At 50.1% G+C, this 20,162-nt stretch carries 19 protein-coding genes; 2 read left to right on the forward strand and 17 right to left on the reverse strand.

Annotated features, from left to right (window positions below; translation table 11 throughout):
* Positions 1–74 precede the first annotated feature (74 nt).
* The 15 genes from OOT00_RS14270 to aprB form a co-directional block, all read right to left on the reverse strand.
* Complete coding sequence (locus tag OOT00_RS14270; RefSeq protein WP_265426073.1) at positions 75–602, reverse strand: type I restriction enzyme HsdR N-terminal domain-containing protein; 528 nt, start codon at positions 600–602, stop codon at positions 75–77.
* 12 nt (positions 603–614) lie between these two features.
* Positions 615–2,147, reverse strand: coding sequence for a 2,3-bisphosphoglycerate-independent phosphoglycerate mutase (gpmI, locus tag OOT00_RS14275; protein WP_265426113.1), 1,533 nt, complete (start codon positions 2,145–2,147; stop codon positions 615–617).
* 19 nt (positions 2,148–2,166) lie between these two features.
* Positions 2,167–2,628 carry a ribosome silencing factor gene (rsfS, locus tag OOT00_RS14280; RefSeq protein WP_265426074.1) on the reverse strand — a complete coding sequence of 154 codons (462 nt, stop codon included), beginning with the start codon at positions 2,626–2,628 and terminating at the stop codon, positions 2,167–2,169.
* Positions 2,621–3,265 carry a nicotinate-nucleotide adenylyltransferase gene (nadD, locus tag OOT00_RS14285; RefSeq protein ID WP_265426075.1) on the reverse strand — a complete coding sequence of 215 codons (645 nt, stop codon included), beginning with the start codon at positions 3,263–3,265 and terminating at the stop codon, positions 2,621–2,623. The genes rsfS and nadD overlap by 8 nt, the downstream gene beginning before the upstream one ends.
* Positions 3,266–4,516 carry a glutamate-5-semialdehyde dehydrogenase gene (locus OOT00_RS14290; protein ID WP_265426076.1) on the reverse strand — a complete coding sequence of 417 codons (1,251 nt, stop codon included), beginning with the start codon at positions 4,514–4,516 and terminating at the stop codon, positions 3,266–3,268.
* Positions 4,517–4,542: 26 nt separating this feature from the next.
* Positions 4,543–5,694: a glutamate 5-kinase gene (proB, locus tag OOT00_RS14295; RefSeq protein ID WP_265426077.1), complete on the reverse strand. Its 1,152-nt coding sequence runs from the start codon at positions 5,692–5,694 to the stop codon at positions 4,543–4,545.
* On the reverse strand, positions 5,684–6,688 hold the full coding sequence (gene obgE / locus OOT00_RS14300; RefSeq protein ID WP_265426079.1) for a GTPase ObgE: 1,005 nt from the start codon (positions 6,686–6,688) through the stop codon (positions 5,684–5,686). The genes proB and obgE overlap by 11 nt, the downstream gene beginning before the upstream one ends.
* Positions 6,685–6,939: a 50S ribosomal protein L27 gene (rpmA, locus tag OOT00_RS14305; RefSeq protein WP_265426080.1), complete on the reverse strand. Its 255-nt coding sequence runs from the start codon at positions 6,937–6,939 to the stop codon at positions 6,685–6,687. Before rpmA ends, obgE begins: the two co-directional genes overlap by 4 nt.
* 136 nt (positions 6,940–7,075) lie before the next feature.
* Positions 7,076–7,390, reverse strand: a complete 315-nt coding sequence (gene rplU, locus OOT00_RS14310; RefSeq protein WP_265426081.1) for a 50S ribosomal protein L21 — start codon at positions 7,388–7,390, stop codon at positions 7,076–7,078.
* A gap of 80 nt (positions 7,391–7,470) precedes the next feature.
* A complete protein-coding gene (locus OOT00_RS14315; protein ID WP_265426082.1) occupies positions 7,471–8,199 on the reverse strand; it encodes a hypothetical protein in 729 nt (242 codons plus the stop codon).
* Between the two features lie 556 nt (positions 8,200–8,755).
* Complete coding sequence (qmoC, locus tag OOT00_RS14320) at positions 8,756–9,937, reverse strand: quinone-interacting membrane-bound oxidoreductase complex subunit QmoC (RefSeq protein ID WP_265426083.1); 1,182 nt, start codon at positions 9,935–9,937, stop codon at positions 8,756–8,758.
* A 47-nt stretch (positions 9,938–9,984) separates the two neighbouring features.
* On the reverse strand, positions 9,985–12,321 hold the full coding sequence (locus OOT00_RS14325; protein WP_265426084.1) for an FAD-dependent oxidoreductase: 2,337 nt from the start codon (positions 12,319–12,321) through the stop codon (positions 9,985–9,987).
* 12 nt (positions 12,322–12,333) lie between these two features.
* Positions 12,334–13,605, reverse strand: coding sequence for a CoB--CoM heterodisulfide reductase iron-sulfur subunit A family protein (locus OOT00_RS14330; RefSeq protein ID WP_265426085.1), 1,272 nt, complete (start codon positions 13,603–13,605; stop codon positions 12,334–12,336).
* 246 nt (positions 13,606–13,851) lie between these two features.
* Positions 13,852–15,828 (reverse strand): adenylyl-sulfate reductase subunit alpha, encoded by a 1,977-nt coding sequence (aprA, locus tag OOT00_RS14335; RefSeq protein WP_265426087.1) that lies wholly within the window; start codon positions 15,826–15,828, stop codon positions 13,852–13,854.
* 70 nt (positions 15,829–15,898) lie between these two features.
* Positions 15,899–16,348, reverse strand: a complete 450-nt coding sequence (gene aprB / locus OOT00_RS14340) for an adenylyl-sulfate reductase subunit beta (protein ID WP_265426088.1) — start codon at positions 16,346–16,348, stop codon at positions 15,899–15,901.
* A 645-nt stretch (positions 16,349–16,993) separates the two neighbouring features.
* Between aprB and OOT00_RS14345 the strand changes: the two genes are divergently transcribed.
* Together OOT00_RS14345 and OOT00_RS14350 are read left to right on the forward strand one after the other, a co-directional pair.
* A complete protein-coding gene (locus tag OOT00_RS14345; protein ID WP_265426089.1) occupies positions 16,994–17,734 on the forward strand; it encodes a YkgJ family cysteine cluster protein in 741 nt (246 codons plus the stop codon).
* A gap of 60 nt (positions 17,735–17,794) precedes the next feature.
* On the forward strand, positions 17,795–18,610 hold the full coding sequence (locus OOT00_RS14350; RefSeq protein ID WP_265426090.1) for an SDR family NAD(P)-dependent oxidoreductase: 816 nt from the start codon (positions 17,795–17,797) through the stop codon (positions 18,608–18,610).
* A gap of 122 nt (positions 18,611–18,732) precedes the next feature.
* Here OOT00_RS14350 and OOT00_RS14355 read toward each other — a convergent pair whose 3' ends face one another.
* Both OOT00_RS14355 and OOT00_RS14360 read right to left on the reverse strand, forming a co-directional pair.
* Positions 18,733–19,518, reverse strand: a complete 786-nt coding sequence (locus OOT00_RS14355) for a YkgJ family cysteine cluster protein (protein ID WP_265426091.1) — start codon at positions 19,516–19,518, stop codon at positions 18,733–18,735.
* Complete coding sequence (locus tag OOT00_RS14360; RefSeq protein ID WP_265426092.1) at positions 19,515–20,132, reverse strand: YkgJ family cysteine cluster protein; 618 nt, start codon at positions 20,130–20,132, stop codon at positions 19,515–19,517. Before OOT00_RS14360 ends, OOT00_RS14355 begins: the two co-directional genes overlap by 4 nt.
* Positions 20,133–20,162 lie beyond the last annotated feature (30 nt).

Consider the following 20,162-nt stretch of genomic DNA (forward strand, 5'->3'; position numbering starts at 1 on the left):
ACCGGGCAAACATAAAGGGATACCCTCCGATCGGAGGGTATCCCTTTATCTTCTCTGTTTTACCATTACATTCATCAGCTGGTATGACGATGCACATTAACATTCAGTGTATCATAGGTACGAAAAACAAGACGCTGCCTCAAAACCCTGTCCGGGGCCATAGGTATCAGCCTATGGTTGCACAGCCACTCTTTCAAATCTGCAAAAGAAGGTATTTCCGACAGCCCTTCTCCTGTTTTTTTTCCTGAAATACCATCATGGATCAATGCTGTCACACCGTCGGAAACCACAGCAAAGGGTAGCTGATGGTATGGGAACAGGATTCTTGCAGCAGCTACCACCTCACGGACACGTGAATCCAACGATGCAGCCGCACACTTGATTACCATCATCGGAAGTCCATCTACGTGGATCACAAGATCCAGTTCTGTCTCAAAGAAATCTCCATTCAGGTCAAGGGAAAGCGGAAAATCAACGACTATGGAATCTTTGGGATATCCTTTTACATTCACCAGATACTTTTCCACAAACTGACGATTTTCTTCCGCCCCCACATTGGCAACGGTCCTTCCTGTAACAAAATCACAAAGACTGTCGCACACCCTCGCCCCCCTTCATACCTGTCCGCCATTCGGCTGACCAGCAATACGACTCCTCCCTGTCATGGCATCAGGAAGATCAATCCCCATAATTTCCAGCACCGTAGGAGCCACATCCGCAAGACGGCCAGGAAGCAACCGGCATCCCTTTCGGGTTTCATCCACCAAAATCAAGGGGACAGGATTGCAAGTATGAGCCGTATGTATATTTCCGCTACCATCCATCATCTGCTCAACATTACCATGGTCTGCTGTAATCAGAACGGGAATACCGGCTAAAAGCATGGCTTCCACAATCCGTCCCACGTTACGGTCCACAGCCTCACAGGCCCTGCAAGCGGCCGGAAAATTTCCCGTATGACCGACCATGTCCATATTGGCAAAATTCAGCACCATCAGATTATATTCTGTGGAAGCTGTTTTTTCCAAAAACATATCGGTCACAAGATCCGCACTCATTTCGGGTTTTTCATCATAGGTCTCCACTTCCCTTGGTGAAGGGACCAGTACCCTTTCCTCACCCGGGAATGCCTTTTCTTCACCTCCATTGAAAAAATACGTCACGTGGGCATATTTTTCCGTCTCAGCAATACGGAGCTGCAAAAGGCCAGAATTACTTACAACCTCTCCAAGAATATCGCTCAGAGACTGAGGAGCATACACCACATCAAGAGTAAAGGCTGCATCATATCGTGTCATGCACACCCAGTGAAGACCGGCGGGTTGTCTAACAGGAAAGGCAGAAAAATTTTCCCCCGTAAAAGCACTGGTAATCTGACGGGCCCGATCCGCACGGAAGTTAAAAAAGACCACCAGATCTCCTTCACAGATTCTTCCTTCCCTGCCCTGTGGATCCACAATTTTCACAGGTTCCAAGAACTCATCCGTAATGCCTTTTCCATAGGCCTCTTTCAACGCTGTCACAGGATGTTCGCTGAAAGCCCCCTCGCCTTCGGCATAAAGCATAAATGCCCTCTGCGTTCGCTCCCATCGGGTATCTCTGTCCATGGCATAGAAACGCCCACAGAGCGTAGAAACAAAAACACCGGGCATGGGGCCAATATAACTCACAATATCCTGCACATACCCCAGCCCTGACATGGGATCCGTATCCCGCCCGTCCAGAATAGGGTGAAGGGCAACCCGCGCAAGACCTCTCTCGCGGGCCATGGTAATCAGCGCCTTAAGGTGGGCCATTCGGGAATGCACCCCCCCATCGGATAGAAGCCCCATAAAATGACAGGTCACACCGCGCTCCCTTGCCTCATCCATGGCTTTCCCAAGGACTGGGTTAGAGAAAAAAGACCCGTCTTCAATGGCACTGTCAATGCGGAGGAGATCCTGATAAACAACACGACCTGCCCCAAGATTCAGGTGCCCTACTTCAGAATTTCCCATAATACCTTGCGGAAGCCCCACATCTGGCCCGCAACAGCTGAGGACCGTGGCAGGCCAGTTTTCCACAAGGGCATCCAGCACAGGGGTACAGGATGCACGCACGGCATTCGCAGGTCCCGGATCTGCAAGCCCCCAGCCGTCAAGAATCATCAAAAGACAGGACCCCTTGTCAGCCATTGTCCTCATCCAGCTCGGGCATATCATCGTCATCCCACTCCCAGAATACTTCTTCCTCTGCGGCCGGATCCGGGTTGAGAAGAGCTTTTTGCGCAATTTCTTCTATCAGATCTTTCCCGAATCGTGGGGCATCGGCCCAAAGGCCTTCCAAATCATAGAACGAGCGTACGGGTTCATGGAAAATATGAAGAATCACATTCCCATAATCCATCAGTACCCATTGCCCCTCTTCCACACCGTCAATACCCAAAGGACGTACACTGTGTTCTTTCAGCTTTCTGCGAATATGATCCGCAACTGCCTTGGCCTGTCGGGTAGAATTCACACTCATCACAAGAAACACATCCGCATAGGAGATAAGCGCTCTCAGATCAAGGGCGACAATACTTTCTGCCTTGCGGGCACAGGCCGCTTCAAGAAACGGTATCAGACTCTTTTTCACATCTTCATACATGGATATACAATCCTCGATCGCGGATATAATCAGCTACCGCCTCCGGAACCAGACCGGTAACGGCTTGCCCTTTTCCGATCCTTTCACGGATCATCGTTGCACTTACCATAAGAGGGCTTACGGAAACTCTTCGTACTTCTGCCCTTCCGGAACAAAAAAACCGATCTCCCGAAACAGTGTATTCCGGCAACACCTGTTCCAGAATACCGGGTGGGGTATCGGGTCTCGTCATCACCCAAAATGGAATGAGGGACAGAAGCTCTTCAAAACCATACCAGAACCGGATACCTGCCATAGCGTCCATACCCAGCAGAAAACAAAAATTTTTCTGCGGCCAGGCATCCCGCAACACCCGGACCGTATCCAGAGTATAAGAGTACCCGTCCCGTACTAGCTCCAGATCCGTAAGCCCCATGCCGGGACACCCATCAAGAGCCAAGGCCACCATCTGCCATCTATCATCAGCCGATGCAAGATTATTGTCTGCGGCTTTCCATGGCGGGGTTCCTGCCGGCACAAAAAGAATCTCGTCCACACATTCATAACGCAAAATCTCAAGGGCAACCTGAATATGACCACAATGAACGGGATTGAAAGTTCCGCCAAAAAGAACGGTGTATTTCATTTTTTCTGACATTCAGGCACGAACCTGCCCATCACCGAAAACCACAAATTTTTCCGTTGTCAACTCCTCAAGCCCCATGGGACCGTAGGCATGGAGTTTTGATGTAGAAATGCCAATCTCTGCACCAAGTCCCAGCTCACCGCCGTCATTAAAGCGGGTAGACGCATTAACCATAACGGCCGAAGCATCCACTTCACGGATAAAACGCCAGGCACGGCTCCAGTTCTCCGTCACAATACTTTCCGTATGTCCAGAATTGAACCGGCTGATATGATTCATGGCATCATCCATAGAATCCACAATTTTCACCGCCAGTATCAAATCCAGATATTCTGCGGGCCAGTCCGCTTCCGTTGCGGCATCCGTACCAGGAATAAGAGAACAGGTCCATTCGCACCCACGGAGTACCACACCCGCAGCGCGAAGCTTATCCGCTGCCAAAGGAAGAAAGACAGAGGCAATGTCTTTATGGATGAGAAGGGTCTCCAAGGCATTACAGACTCCCGGACGCTGGCACTTGGCATTCATGACTATGGCAAGAGCTTTTTCAGGCAGGGCATCGGCATCCACATACAGATGACAAACACCTTTATAATGCTTCAAAACAGGAATACGGGAATTCTCCGAGACAAAACGGATCAGGCCTTCTCCTCCGCGGGGAATGACCAGATCAATGAACTCTTCCTGATGCAACAGGAAAGGCAATGCCCTTCGGTCGGCCATGGGCAGCACCTGCACGGCCTCAGCAGGAAGCGAGGCTGCTTCAAGAGCAGCCTGCAGGCTCTTTGCGAGAGCCTGATTGGAATAAAAAGCCTCGGTTCCACCCCGCAATATGACAGAATTGCCTGCTTTCAGGCAAAGAGCTGCTGCATCAACGGTGACATTCGGCCTTGACTCGTAGATCATGGCAATAACACCTAGAGGAACACGCATTTTACCAACCTGAATGCCACTGGGCCGCAAACGCATATCCCTTATGGTTCCAACAGGATCCGGCAATTGAGCTACCTGGCGGACACCTTCAATCATGGCATCCACTACTCTGTCCGAAAGAGTCAATCGATCCACCATTGCATCAGAAAGGCCGCGTTCCTTTGCCCCTGTCACATCTCGCGCATTTTCAGACTGTATGTAGCTTTTATCTGACTCAAGATACTGGCATAGCAGTTCAAGGGTTCGATTTTTGACGGAAGTACTGGCCTTGGCCATTTTCCTCGATGCTTCTCTGGCCTGCAACGCAATGTTCCGGATAATATTTTCCATTGAAGCTCCCATACCCATCCAGACAGTCAGAAAGTTTCGGCCTCAGCCGTGATGGCGAGATTATCCCTGTGCACCACCTCATCATAGGGCTTATAGCCCAGAATTTCCCGAATCTGAACCGTCTTCTTTCCCATAATTCTGCGGATATCCACCGATGCATAGTTACAGAGTCCCACACCGATCATGGATCCATCCGACCCCACAATATTTACAGGATCACCCATGGAGAATTCTCCATCCACACGCGCAATCCCTCCGGGCAAGAGACTTTTTCCATGGCAGAGGACAGCACTGCTTGCCCCCCCATCCAGCAACAAAGCGCCTTTAGGCTTGAGATTGAAAGCAATCCAGCACTTTCTGCTTCGCAATCGACCCGCACCGGGAACAAAAAAGGTCCCAAGATTCTCTCCCCTAAAAAGGTCCCTGAGCACATAAGGACGGGTACCCCTCGCAATAATCATGGGAATACCCGCCATCATGGTTTTTTTGGCCGCACGGAGTTTGCTGCCCATGCCACCGGTTCCCAAGGCTCCCGGAATATCTCCGGCCAAAGCCTCGATCTTCCGCGTAATGCGCTGTACTTCAGGAATCAGCTCTGCATCATCTGTTGTTCTGGGATCTTTGGTGAAAAGACCATCCATATCCGTCAAGTTTATAAGGAGATCCGCATCCATAAGCAGGGTGATCATGGCTGAGAGGTTATCATTATCTCCGAACTTGATCTCCTCAACAGCAACGGTGTCATTCTCATTAATAATGGGAAGCACTTTCCAGGCAATCAGGGTATTCAAGGTGTTTCTGGCGTTCAGAAAACGTTTGCGGTTTGCCAGATCCTCCTGAGTAAGCAAAACCTGGGCAACATTTCTGTAAGTACCGAATGTTTCAAACACCTTTTCGTATTCCATGATCAGACCGGCCTGCCCAACCGCTGCTACAGCCTGACGCTGAGGAATTTCCACAGGGCGTTTCGGCAATTGCAAACGACGCATCCCAGCAGCCATCGCACCGGAAGAAACAAGAATCACTTCAAGGCCGGCCGCCATCAATTCATGGATTTCCCGGCTTATCGCGTGCAAAACTTCCACATTCAGGCCTTGCGAGGCTGTCAGCACGTTACTGCCCACTTTGACTACCACTCGCCGGGCCTTACCGAAACACTGTGCTCTGTCATCCATCATCTTCGCTGTTAATCTCTCGCGTAAGAAGCTCAAGAAACGTATTCAGATTCTTCCCCGTGACAGCTGAAATGCCTACAACACTCTGAGAAGAAAAAAGCTCTTTAAAACGGAATGCTTTTTCCCGTGCTTCCGGAATGTCCATTTTGTTCAGGACCACGAGCTGAGGCTTTTCAGCCAATTTTTCACTATAAAGACGCAGCTCACGGTTGATGGTTTCAAAGGCATGCAAAGGATTATCCGGGTCCATTTCCATGGCATCAATAACATGAACCAGGATACGGGTCCTTTCTACGTGACGTAAAAAACGATGCCCCAGTCCCACGCCTTCATGCGCACCCTCAATAAGGCCCGGAATATCAGCCACAACAAAGGGCTCGCCCCATGGAGGATTCACAACGCCCAGATTCGGAACAAGCGTGGTAAAAGGGTAGTCTGCCACTCTGGGCTTTGCAGCCGATATGGCACGAATCAGAGTACTTTTGCCTGCATTGGGGAATCCGATAATCCCGACATCTGCAATCAACTTCAGCTCAAGACGAAGACGGAGAAAGGTTCCTTCCGTACCCGGCTGGGCAAACCGGGGTGCCTGGTGGGTTGATGTCATAAAATGACGGTTACCCTTACCGCCCCGGCCTCCTTTCGCAAGAAGAAAGGTAGCACCATGGTTATCCAGATCATAAATTCTTTCACCGGTTTCACTGTTCCAGATCACTGTACCGGTGGGAACTTCAATGACGAGATCCTCTCCCCTTCGGCCGGAACGGTTCGATCCCTCTCCGGGACGTCCTCTCTCGGCCGCATGGTGCTCCCGGTGACGGAAACGGTAAAGCGTCCGTTTAGCATCGGACGCTTTAACAATCACATCTCCACCGTCTCCGCCGTCTCCGCCATCAGGCCCGCCTTTGGGAATAAATTTTTCTCTGCGGAAGCTGACACAACCACGGCCACCGTGGCCGGATTCAACGGTAATCTCTGTTTCATCAACGAATTTCACGCCTGGTATACGCTGACTTTCTTCCGGTCACGACCGTAGCGTTCAAAGGCAACCTTGCCATCGATTTTTGCAAAAAGGGTATAGTCTTTACCCATACCCACGTTGTCTCCAGGATAAACCTTGGTTCCCACCTGACGAACGATAATATTTCCAGCTTTTACAAGCTCTCCTCCAAAACGTTTCACACCCCGGCGCTGTGCATTACTGTCGCGACCGTTACGGGTTGACCCCGCAGCCTTCTTATGTGCCATCTGACATACTCCTTATTTTTTCCGGACAAAGCAACAGTCGATACACTGAGCTGGCACCCTTTTCTAAAAGAGCACTCTGGTAACACCAGCTATTTGTCCCTCAAAATTCATCCAATGGGTTCATGGGTAAAAACAATCAGGCGTCAATGCGGTTAATGCGCAGTGCCGTATAGGGCTGGCGATGCCCCTGCATTCTACGGTAACGCTTTCTCCGCTTGTACTTAAAAACCAATATCTTCTTGGCCTTATCCTGCTCCACAATGGTGGCATGAACCGCTGCACCTTCAAGGGTGGGCTGGCCGATTTTCAGTGCATCGTCTACCCTGACAAGCAGAACAGAATCCAGCACGACTTCGGCGCCAACCTCTCCGGCAATTTTTTCAACCCTCAGGGTTTCCCCTTCAACCACCTTGTACTGCTTGCCGCCCGTTGCAACCACAGCATACGTCATCAGTTTTCTCCTTCATCAGAAAGGCCCTATATGGGCTCTAAAACAAAAATCTAGCCATTTTACCGTTCTCCCGAACCTTGTCAAGGCGATTCTTTCCGCTTCCTCTCCGTGGCCGGCGGTGCCACAATAGACGGATCTGAAAAAATCTGAGACAAAAGAGCCGGAGGTATTCCCTTACGGGCTTCCGCAAGGGGAAGGCAGCGTAATACTTCAGCTTTATAATGGTATTCCAGTGCCTTTTTTTTCAATTGATACCCTAAAATCATCCAAAAAACACCTGCAAGGGTTCCGCACAGCGCGACTGCAACGACCACCACGCGGAATACATCCACAACAGCGCTGCCTGCATGATCCAGAAAATACAGAAAATCACCCATACGGTAAATCAGCCCTGCCGCCACTACCAGCAGTAACAACATCAGCAGAAAAGGGATCTGTAACAAAGAACGAAGCCACTGAGGACCTCGACGTTCCTTTATGGAATAACTTTCCCGGGACTCACCATACAGAAAGAGATTAAAAGCCCCAACCACAAGTCCCAAGAGAAACGTCATGGTAACCGGAGCCAGAAATGCCGTCAAAAAATATATCTTCCAAGGGAATGGTCGCGTCAGATGACCGAAACGGCCTTCTCCGACCAGCCCAAGCTGATACATCCAGCAGGCAACAAAAATACCAACTTCTACAAGAATAACAACAAAAAGATATTTCTGAAAAAAAGACTTGATTTCAGCACCGGAAAACAGACCTGCCATGCCTGAAAAGTCTTCTTTCCGCCCATGATATGTTTTTGCACAGCGCTCTTCCATGATCCTCATCCCGCAGGCAAACAAAGGCTGGATTTCACATCAAAAATACCGGATATCTATACGCTATCCGACCGTGAGGGTCAATCCTTCTTTTCCATCGCCAGCCGAAAGCCCACGCCCTTACCTTCATTCAGTTCCTTCATATACAAGGTGCCTCCTTCAGGTTTTTCATACCTGAACAGTCCGGACTCACCACAGCCTCCATATCCGGCAACTTGTTAGCCGGGCTTCGGCCAGCAATACCAGCGTAAAGTATTTCACCGCAAGCCGGTCCTGTTCTATTGTGTTCGAATCTGACACGTACGTGGTGCACAAAAGCTCAACGATTCAACCTGCTACAAATGCACCCCAGCCCCTTTCAATGATTAATATTCAAAGCAAAAGAGACAGCTGCCAAAGGCATACTAAAAAAACAGGTAAAAAATTCATGCCCAACAGTCTGCAGACTGTTGGCACAAAATGGACAGCCCAATGCCCATGGAACAGGCACGGCGGGGCCGACTTTATGCCGGATCCCGCCGTGCTACACATTACAGCGACTTTACTATGTTACGGACTACTTACGGCCACTATAGGTTTGATACCCCATGGCCGCTGTCCGGTAAACAAGATGAGCCATCTTGGAAAACGGAAGATAGGCAAACAAATGAAAAACCGCAATGAGATGGATGTAGTAAGCAAGATAACTCAAAAAAGCCACCCCACCCAGACGGAACATCTGGGTAAACATCCCCGTCACCGCAACCACCATGATCACGCCGAGAATATACCAGTCTTTATAAGCGGATTTCTGATCTTTTTTCCCCAGGCGGCTTTTGATCATCAGAAACACACCAATAATCAGAGCAACACCAGAAACGTTAGCCACCCACTTAATGGGGTTAAGCTGGCTGTAAGGAGTTGCCTGGTGCATGAAGTACACACCGATAAAAACAAGACCCGTTACAATGGCAAGACCGATAAAAGAAAAAAGTACCATCATATGGGCCGTTGCCCGCTCACGGTTTTCTCCGCACTCGGAAAATTTCTTATGTTTACCAATGGTAATAAGAGTTTTCCAGGTTGCCTGCAGATACTCTTTCCAGTCAAAGTCCGTTCTGGCCGTTTTCCCTTCCTGAACAGCATTCGTATGCATATCTGCAATAAAACGCTTCAGGCCCAGAGCAAAAACAACAACAACGCCCAGAGCAAGAGGAACAAAGACAATGTCAACAAACCAGCTGGAAATAAAGTTAGATGCGGCAATCCCTGGAACGGGAAGACCATCATGGGTATGGTACCAGAATTCACCACCAAAAATTTTTGCAAAAAACTCATGGCCAAACACGGTCAGGAAAGCAAAAAAAGCAAAAATTGCTGCCGGAACAGCCGTCAGAATACCCAGCTTACTCCGATCATTCACCATCTTACCCAAAATCTTAGGCTGTGCATACTCATTAATGGCGTATGAACGGATGGCACCGAGCACATCGCCCGGAGCAGCGCCCCTCGGACACATGGTGCTGCAGTCTCCGCACTGGTGGCAGAGCCAGATATCCGCGCTGCCCACCAGCTTATCCTTAAGACCCCAGGAAGCAGCTATCATTTCCTTTCTGGGAAAAGGCTTTTCTTCAGGGGATATGGGGCAGGCTACGGAACAGGTGGCACACTGAAAACACTTTTTCAGGGTATCCCCGCCGAGGCCCACCACCTCATTGATAAAGCCTAAATCCGGCTCTACCATATATTTCTGTGTCATTGACTTACCTCCTCAGAATTACGATTGGGCAATTCAGGTTAAATGTATCAGAAACCCTTGAAGGGGTTCGGACCCATTTCTTCAATTCTTGCCACAAACTTGTTGATCAGCTCCGGTGCCTTATCATACTCATCAATGGCAATCTCAAACTGGGCTATACGCTCATCTTCAAGACCCAGACTTGTGAGGGTATCCCCCATCTTGCTGGAACGCACATCCATCAGCTCAGAACCCTTGATAAAGTGACACTGATAATCGTCTCCGTGCTTGCATCCCATCATGAACACACCGTCCATGCCCTGGGAAAGAGCATCTTTAATCCAGATGACGTTGACGGAACCTAAGCAACGCACGGGAATGATGCGCACGTCCGCATGGTAGGAGATGCGGTTCATAGCCGCCATGTCCAGTGCAGGATAGGCATCATTTTCACAGACAAAACCCAGAATACGCATGGGAGGCTCGTCAAAATCCATATCCGAGGGAACCCAGACACTTTTCACCATGGAACCCACGGAATCGATGGAGTAATCCGCAAAGCCAATGATACGCTCGGGACAGGCCCCCATGCAGGTACCACAACGACGGCAACGGGTGGGATTGGGCTTGGGCGTTCCACGCTCATCATCATCCAGAGCACCAAAGGGACATTCTTCCGTACAACGTTTGCACTGGGTACAACGCTGGAAGAAAAAGTCCGGGAAAGTCATGTCACCGGAACGGGGGTGAACGGCTACACCGCGGTTGGAAGACTCAACGCACTGGATGGCCTTAAGGGCCGCACCTGTGGCATCTTCCATGGACTCTTCAATGGTTTGACTTCTCCTGATGGCACCTGCTGCATACACACCGGTACGCTGGGTTTCATAGGGAAAACAGATGAAGTTGGAGTCCGCATATCCGTCAAAGGATTTAATTTCCCGGAAACCGGGGCCCTGACGATAGGCAAGGTTAACAACAGGATCATCTTTGGTGGCAGGAACCATACCTGCGGCAAGCACCACAAGGTCGGCTTTTATCTGAATTTCTTCACCCAGAAGAGTATTGGCGGCTGTGACCACAAGGCCATCGGCAGCACTTTCCACAGCAGTCACTTCTCCCTTGGTCATAAAGACGCCGGGATCCTGCTGCATGGATTTATAGAAATTCTCCTGAAGACCGGGGGTGCGCATGTGCTGATAAATCACATAGGCCTTACCATCGGCATAGTCTTCCCGGACATATCTGGCCTGCTTCAGGGCCACCATGGAAGTGACGGAACCGCCGTAATCAAAGTCAGTATCATCCCCATCCTTACCGGGACTCTGGACAAAGACCACATTTTTAGCCGGACGCCCGTCGGAAGGACGAACCACCTTGCCTTCTTTGGCCATCATTTCAAACTGATGGTTGGTGATGACATCGGCATTACCCACTCCCAGATGGGCAAAGGCTTCGGCATCCAGTTCCGCGGGACGCCAGCCAGCTGCAAGGATGACGGCTCCATACTTGGTGCCATTGGGATCAAACTGCAGAACATCGGCACGGCCTTCATTGATCTGGTTGTAAATCACACGAATCTGATCCACATCCAGGGCCTTGCCTTTTTCATCGTAACGTTGCTCTTCAGGAACGGCCAGAGGCACATCGAATTCAATTTTTTCACCGGGTTTTTTGAAGGTCACGGTGAAATCACCGGGCTGACCCGCAATACGGGCAACCACAGTTCCCGTTTTCACGTCAATTTTAGAAGATGCTTCCACAGCCTTGATCTGATCGGCAGCCACGGGTGGAATCAGAGACTCAAAGGGCATCTGTACGGGCATCTGCTTGCGCATTTTTGCAGCATAACCACCCAGCACATCATCCTTTTCTACAATGGTCACTTCATAACCGGCTGCCGCCGCATCAAGGGCAGCTCCCATGCCTGTTACACCACCACCTATGACCAGAATCTTCTTGGAGACATTTTCCAGCTGGTAGGGCTCAGGAATGGCAATCTTTTCTATGCGGGCCATGCCCATACGGATATAGTCATCCGCCATCTGTTGAATACGGTCAAGGAAGTACTCATCGGCCTTTTCATCATCGGTGACAGGCCCGGGAAATTCTTCCCGCTTATGGCTCCAGACAACTCCCTCACGGAGATTCACCCGGTCCACCACGCAGCCATCAAACTTGAAAATATCAAAATTGACCCTGCGGGAACAGGCGGCAATGGCCAGCGCATTGGTACCTTCAGCAATATCCGCCTTGATCAGATTCAGACCTTCCTCGCCACAAAGGCAGGAATGGCTTTTACAATCAAAGCGTTTTTCTGCGGCCACAGCCTCCAGTTTTTCCACATTCAGCATTTCACCGATACCGCATCCGGTACAGATGTATACGCCATATTTCTTCTGCATGATGTCTCCCTCCTACCGCTTCACAAGGGTTTGAATCGCCTTAAGCGCCATACCGGTTGCATTCTGGTTGCTGGAGACCACGTCCGCCGGCTTGTTGGCACAGCCACAGGCGAACTGACCGCCCTTGGTATAATTATTCACAATGAAGCCATCTTCGGTGAATACCAGATCCGCCTTAGGTTTAGCACCCGCCAGGCTCGGTTCCATGCCCGTAGCAAGGACAGCCATATCCACAGCCCGACGATTCTTTTCACCGGTTACGGCATTCTCAGCGGTCACAAGGATTCTGCCCGCTTCGTCTTCACCAACCTCGGCAACCTTGCCTTTGATGAAAAAGACCTTGGGATCATCCTTGAGCATCTTATAAAATTTCTCATAACGATAGCCCGGAGCACGCAGGTCAATATAATAAATGTAGACTTCCGCATCGGGATACTGACTACGGATATAAGTGGCATGCTTGAGAGAAGCCATACAGCAGATGTAGGAACAGTAGGGCAGATGATTCTCGTCCCTGGATCCTGCACACTGAACAAAAGCTACTGTCTCAGGAGCTTTGCCATCGGAGGGACGGACGATCTTTCCTTCGGTAGGACCATTTTTGGAAGCCATACGCTCCAACATCATATTGGTTATGATGTCAGGGTAACGCCCAAAACCAAGATTATCAATTTTTGCAGCATCATAGGGCTGCCAACCCGTAGCCCATACAACAGAACCCACCATAAGATTCAGGCTCTTCGGCTGCATGGCCAGGTCCACGGCACCATACCGGCAGGCTTCCACAGCCCTGGCTGCATCATCGGTACCGATAATTTCCGGCGCTATCACATAACGCTGCGGGAAAGCCATGGCATGGGGGAGATAAGCACCCTTGGTTTTGGACATGCCAAAATCAAAGGCATTATCAATTTCCGTAGTGCAGACGGCGCTGCATTCTCCGCAGCAGGTACAGTTCTCATTGACATAGCGGGGGTTCACCTTGACCTGAACGGAATAGGCACCGGGTGTGCCGGTCACACTTTCCACTTCCGCAAGGGTCAGAACCTTGATACGTGCATTGTCACGAATTCTTTTATAGTTGATTTCAAGGCCACAGGTCGGTGGACAGAGTTTCGGAAAATACTGATTCAGCTGGGCGACACGTCCTCCCAGCGAAGCGGTTTTTTCAACAATAAACACGTCATAGCCGACTTCGGCGGCTTCGAGGGCCGTGGTAAGACCGCTGATCCCCCCCCCGACTACCAGAATGCTGCCTGCAGGGGCTGATTGTTCCAACGTCATGCTTTCCCTCCGTGATTTAATCGATCCCAGAAATAATCTGCTACAGTGGCACGGGCGAACAGGCTGCCTGCCATGCTCCGTGCCCATATATCCCAAGGCTTCAGCACCAAAGCCCTCGGATAATTGGGCACATACCCAGAATGCCAACCGAGCCTTTAATAATGAGTGTTAACAAAAACCTCCTGGCCCCGGGATTCCGGAGACCAGGAGGCGAGTGCTATCCGACTACATCACACACAAGTGTGATTACATCGGGATAATGCGGTGATAAGGAACTTTCTTCATGCTCCACTCTTTTGTTTCTTTATTATACGTGGAGTTAACAAAGCAGAACCAGTTTTCATCGTCCTGACCCATGAAGTCTGTTCTGTAGTAGAAGCCCGGGAAGCGGGATTCCTTACGGAACATGATGTGGCGGGTATGGGCTTCTACCGTATAAATACGGTGGAAGATTTCCCAGCAGCGCATCAGTTCGTGCAGGTCACCTGCTGCCAGGAACTCACAGTCTTCGTGCATCATCTGGAAGAGTTCCATCAGGTTCTCAAGGGCAGACTGGTTGGTGCAGTAGTAAGAACCTACACCACCACCGTACTCATTGGTGGCTTTCATCAGACGCATGGTCATACCCGCAGGCTTGCAGAATTTGGGGTTGACGTCTTTGTCTGTGGAGTAATCTTTGTGCTCAAACCAGGTTTTAACGGGCTTCCATACAAGATCAGCAGCTTCCTGAGCATTCATTTCAGGCTCGGGCTTAAAGTCAGGATGATTTTTTACCCATTTAACCATCATCTTGGCTGCAATACGGCCTTCAGCATGGGATCCGGAAGAGAATTTATGGCCGGAGCAACCGATACCGTCTGCCGCGGTGAAGAGACCTTTAACGGTAGTCATCTGGTTGTAGACAACACCATTGTCGCCCCACTTATAATCTTCTGGAACCCAGTCTTCGTTAGGACCGGAAACCCAGATACCACAGCAGCCGGAGTGGGAGCCCAGCAGGTACGGTTCTGTGGGCAGAATTTCAGAGTCTTTTTTCTCAGGCTCGGTATTGGTGGCACACCACAGGTTGGCCTGACCACAGGTCATATCCAGGAAGTCTTCCCATGCTTCTGCTTCCAGATGCTTGAGTTCCTTCTTATCCATGGTCTCACCCAGCTTCTGAAGAGCCTTGGAGGTAACCATCATGATAGGACCACGACCCTGCTTCACTTCATTCATCAGCAGGTGGTTACGAAGACAGGTCGGAGTGATGGGGGCGGTACCGTAGGGAGCATACTTGGCCAGCTCATCCTTGGCATCCTGGGAAGCAGCATAGTTCTCACCCAGAGAGTTCTCCAGATGGGCTTTGAAAAGCAGGAACCACGCACCAACAGGGCCGTAACCGTCTTTGAAACGGGCAGGCGTGAAACGGTTTTCCATCATGGAAAGCTCAGCACCGGCACGAAGAGCCATGGTATAGGTGGAACCAGCGTTCCATACGGGATACCACGCCCGGCCCTTACCCTCACCAACGGAACGGGGCTGATAGATGTTTACAGCACCACCACAGGCTACCATCATGGTGTTGCACTTGATGTAGTAGACCTTGTTCTCACGGGTAGAGAAACCGACGGCACCGGAAATGCGATTGGGCTCATTCTTGTCACGAAGCAGCTCAACGATGAAGACTCGCTCAAGAATATTTTCTTCACCCAGAGCTTTTTTGGCTGCTTCAGCAACGATTCGCTTATAGGACTCACCGTTGATCATGATCTGCCACTTACCGGTACGTACGGGCTTGGCACCATCCTTCAGAAGACCGACTTTAAGACCTTTTTTACCATCAAGGTTCTTGTTTTCGGCATCTTTTTTCCAGATGGGCAGACCCCACTCTTCAAACAGGTGAACGGAGTCATCCACATGACGGCCCAGGTTGAAGATGAGGTCTTCACGTACAATACCCATCAGGTCGTTACGGACCATGCGCACATAGTCATCCACCTTGTTATCACCAATATAGGTATTGATGGCGGACAGACCCTGCGCTACAGCACCGGAACGCTCCATGGCAGCTTTGTCCACCAGAAGAATCTTGGTGTTCTCATCTGCCCACTTCTTAATTTCAAAAGCGGTACCACATGCTGCCATACCACCACCAACGATAAGGATATCTACTTCCTTCTCGATGATCTCAGGATTTTCAACGCATTTCAGTTCGCCCGCTGGCTGATTCGGCAATGCCATTGTATAACCTCCCTAAACGATTCTAGTTAAGGAATGATGTTTAAATACGACAAATCCCAGTCTTAAAAGATCAGGATTTCCATACAGGAGGAGCTTCGGGAACGGACTGCTTGAATCCGACATCTTCTTGCGTGAAGAGGAATTCAGAATCCAGGTCCTTACCCTTGGCACCTTCGTATGCGTTGGCAGTACCTTCAGCTGTTGTGCGAATGGGGAATTTGAAACGCTTCACAACGCCGTTACGGAACTTACAAGTCCACATAATGTCTTCCGTACCCATCATGGGCACAAGATCGGAACCCATGGGAACGAAGTCTGAGTAGCCACGAACACCAATGGCCTGGTTCGGGCAGATTTTAATACAGGAGAAACACTCCCAGCATGCATCCGGCTCCTGATTGTAGGCCTTCATGGCGTTGGGGTCCAAAACCATGAGGTCGTTGGGGCAGATGTACATGCAAGCAGTTTTTTCTCCGCCTTTGCATCCGTCACATTTTTCTGCGATTACAAAGCTTGGCATTTACAATACCTCCCTAAGTTGTACGTTGAACCAAACTCCTTGACGATAAACAAACCGGCCAGCACACATGCCGTACCGGATACCAAGAACCTGAACAAATATGCTGTCACGGCTGGAATACACGGCAAGACATCCGAGTATCTCCATCACAGCCAGTGAGAACACATCAGCACACATCACAAAGAACACGCCTGCCGGAAACTAACCGACGAATCTTTTTCAATACTAGACCTTGAAAAATACGGCGACTTCATTTTTTGCTTAGATATCAGTAAGATACCTCGACACCAATTGATGTGCGAAGTTACCACCGGCAAGACAGATTTGTCAAGCAAATTTTCTCTGAAGATTTCCTCATCTTATAAGATTTTGGTCCAAAACCAAAAAAAGCACTACATTAAGTGCCTCGACAGTAAAAAAACGCAACATACAGACAGCCACCCCACAACCATCAAAACAGTGTTCCCAAATCAAACTTTTTTCCATTTGACTTTCGACCCACAAATGGTACCCAACCTCCAACGACAGGCCATCGCAATGGGCGTAATTTCTTTGGGTGGGCCAAAAAAGACCACCCGGACAACACCCTGCGGCACACACCCTGCCATCACGGCACAAACCATGTAATTTATAAGGAAAAACAGAATGAATTCCTCTCAGGATACCTGTTTGCAACCCATAGAGCTCGACGCTCACTTCTGCTTCCACTGCCATCCCGAGCTGTCCTGCTTCAATCTGTGCTGCCATGACCTGATTCAGTTTCTCTATCCCTATGACATCCTTCGCCTGAAAAAGCATCTGGCAACAAGCAGTACAGATTTCCTGAAAGCCTATTGCCTCATCTACGACGGTGAGAGCAGCGGGCTTCCTGTTGTTTCTCTCAAGCCCGACCCCAACCGTCAGCATGCCTGCCCTTTCCTCTGTGAAACCGGCTGCATAGTATATGAGGACAGGCCCGCATCCTGCCGTATTTTCCCTCTGGCCAGAGGGCTGGTACGGAATAGGATCTCTGGCTGCATCGAGGAGCGGTATGCCCGCATTCCCGACCCTCTTTGCAAAGGTTTTGAATCAGACCAGAGCATCCATCTTAAAGACTGGCTCGCCAGCCAGGATATGGATAAATTTAACCGCATGAACGACGCCATGATGCCGCTGATCAGCCTGAAAAACCAACTGCGCCCAGGCCCTCTACCGTTAAGGGAAAGGGAAATATTCATTACTGGATGCTATGACCTGGACCGTTTCAGAAAAAAACACTATGAGACTGGAGCACTGACGGATCTTTTTTCCAAGAAACAGCTGATGCATGCGGCAGACAGTGATGAAGCGCTCCTGCTTCTTGGAATGGACTGGGTCCGCATACAGCTTTTTGGCGAAATAAAATAAACAAAAACTTGTCAACAAGGCATCGCGAACATACATTTTTTTATCAAAACAGGAAAAACCATGCCACTCAAAGGAAAAGTAGCCCTTATACCCGGATCTGTCCGGGGCATAGGCAAGACCATTGCCCTCGATCTGGCCTCACACGGCGCCTCCCTTGCCCTGACCCGCTTTGACTGGGATACGGATTTTACTGCCATGGAAACATCCTTCTCTGAAGCCGGAGTCCCATTCCATATTATCGACATTGACCTCAGAAAAACCGATCAGATTTCTGACCTTATGGCAACAGTCATCTCGCGGTTCGGACGGCTTGACATCCTCATTAATAACATTGAAAGGGGGGGGATGCCCGTTGTCCATGGCAAGTACACCCGAGAGCAGTGGGATCTGGAACAGGAAACCACCCTGCGAGCCAAACAATGGCTGGGAGAACAGGCCATGCCCCATCTTAAGGCATCAGGCAACGGCTGCCTCATCAACATCTCCTCCATAGCCGGTATTACCGGAAGAACGGGACCGGCAGCCCTTCTTTTCAACGATGGTTACGCAGCGGCAAATCGTGGCATAACGGTTCTTACGGAGACCTGGGCACGAATCGGCGCACCGGAGGTGCGGGTCAACGAACTGATGCTGGGTCTTATGGAAACCCGGCACGGACCCCGGACACGCGGATGGAACCTGCTCACCATTGAGCAGCAAAAGGCTCTCACCGGCCACACACTGCTGGGCCGTATCGGCCTGATGGATGATGTGGTCCGGGCAGTGCGCTTTCTCATCCTTGAAGCACCATTCATGACCGGAAGCACCCTGCGCCTTGACGGCGGCTATGTCCTTGGAGGAGAAACAGTACCACCCATGCCACCAGGAATTTTGTAAGCCCATAACAGCTAAAGGCGGTGAAAAACACCGCCTTTCAAGCCACCCCAAAACCCCTGGACCTCTTTTCGGGGCCATCGGAAATATCCTGCCTTCATGCAACCAGAGACACTCCCCCCCTTCTATTTTTTCAACTGCAGGCTTTTGACGTCCATGCCCCACACACTGTGCCGTATCCAGTCGAAACCAAAGCGTAGAAGAGACACATCGTCCTTCTTAAGTTTCCGCTTCAGGTCAGGATGAATTTTGTACCGTTTGAAAAAACTGGACCCGAACACAAAACTCCGGAAAAGGTCTGCATGATAGGCCGCCATAAAAGCCATCTTACCTTTGCGTCCATAGAAGCCCTCTGACCCCCATGGATTTTCAGCAAATAAACCACGCACAAAACCCCATTCCCTTGTCATACGATTGAATTTTTCCGCCTCCTGATCCGCAGCCCATGAGTCAAGGGTCCAGACCCTGGACTCATGGCGCCCCATACAGAAATCCGGAGGGCGAAAAAAAGCTACTGTTTCTGCAACCTTTCCATCAGGACCAAAAAGAGTTCCCTGCTCCACAGGAAAGGTGCGGCAGGTATCCGGCCGGTGGGAGTAGACAGAGCAACCCTGATCCGTCAGAAAAGGGCAGGTTTTCTCTTCATTATCAGCCATCCGCAGAAGGACTTCAGGAAAAAATTCTCCTGTACGCATCACCACGTCAGTATGACGGTCCAGAAAATCATCGGAAGATAAATTCAATGCTTTACACAGCATGAGCACATCATAGGGATAAAGATAAAGATTTAAATTCCGGCAACAGACATTAAAACATGAAAGGCCGCCATGGCAGGAAAACGAAAAATTTTCTCCTGCCCTGATACGTTTTCCAGGCAGCGTATCAAGAGCTTCCACTGACAGGTATTTCATACCACACCCTCCATGCCCACATCCGGCATGGGCAGGACCAGCATTTGGGCAATAGTCAGCCGTATGCGGCCTTCAAATCCTGAACTACGGCGCAATTCCTTCTCAAGCAGAGCAAGCTCCCTGTAATGAGGAGTCCTGTCCAGACAAAATTCATCCATTTTTTCATCAAACATCCCGCATCCCGGCGCCACTACCTCACCATTTCGCCCCATCATCTTCCATGGGACTCCATGGAAACGGCAAATCATAGGCCTGTGAGCATAAACACGACAACGCCCTTCCTCATTCAAAGGGCAAAGACCCCTGAAAACACTTTCTTTTCCCTTTCCATCATGCTGTTTCATTCCCCTGCAAAGAGACTCAGCCCTCTCCCCGGCACGCTGTCTTTCCCATTCCGGCAGGGCCGCAACCCCCCTAAACAGATAAAGCAACTCCACTAGTGTATAATGATAAAAACGGGTCTCACAGCAATTATCCGCACACCCTCTGCAACAGAAGCCCGTCTTTTCCGCAATTTCCCCATAAGCCTTATCCATACGATCGTAGACATCAGCCAGTTTTGAAAAAAAAGAAGCCAGCACCTCCGGCGCAAGCCCTGTTTCGAAACCTTCCATCCTCATCCACCCTTTCGCTGCCTTCACCCA

Source organism: Desulfobotulus pelophilus (genome assembly GCF_026155325.1).
In the GTDB taxonomy this organism is placed as follows: Bacteria; Desulfobacterota; Desulfobacteria; order Desulfobacterales; family ASO4-4; genus Desulfobotulus; species Desulfobotulus pelophilus.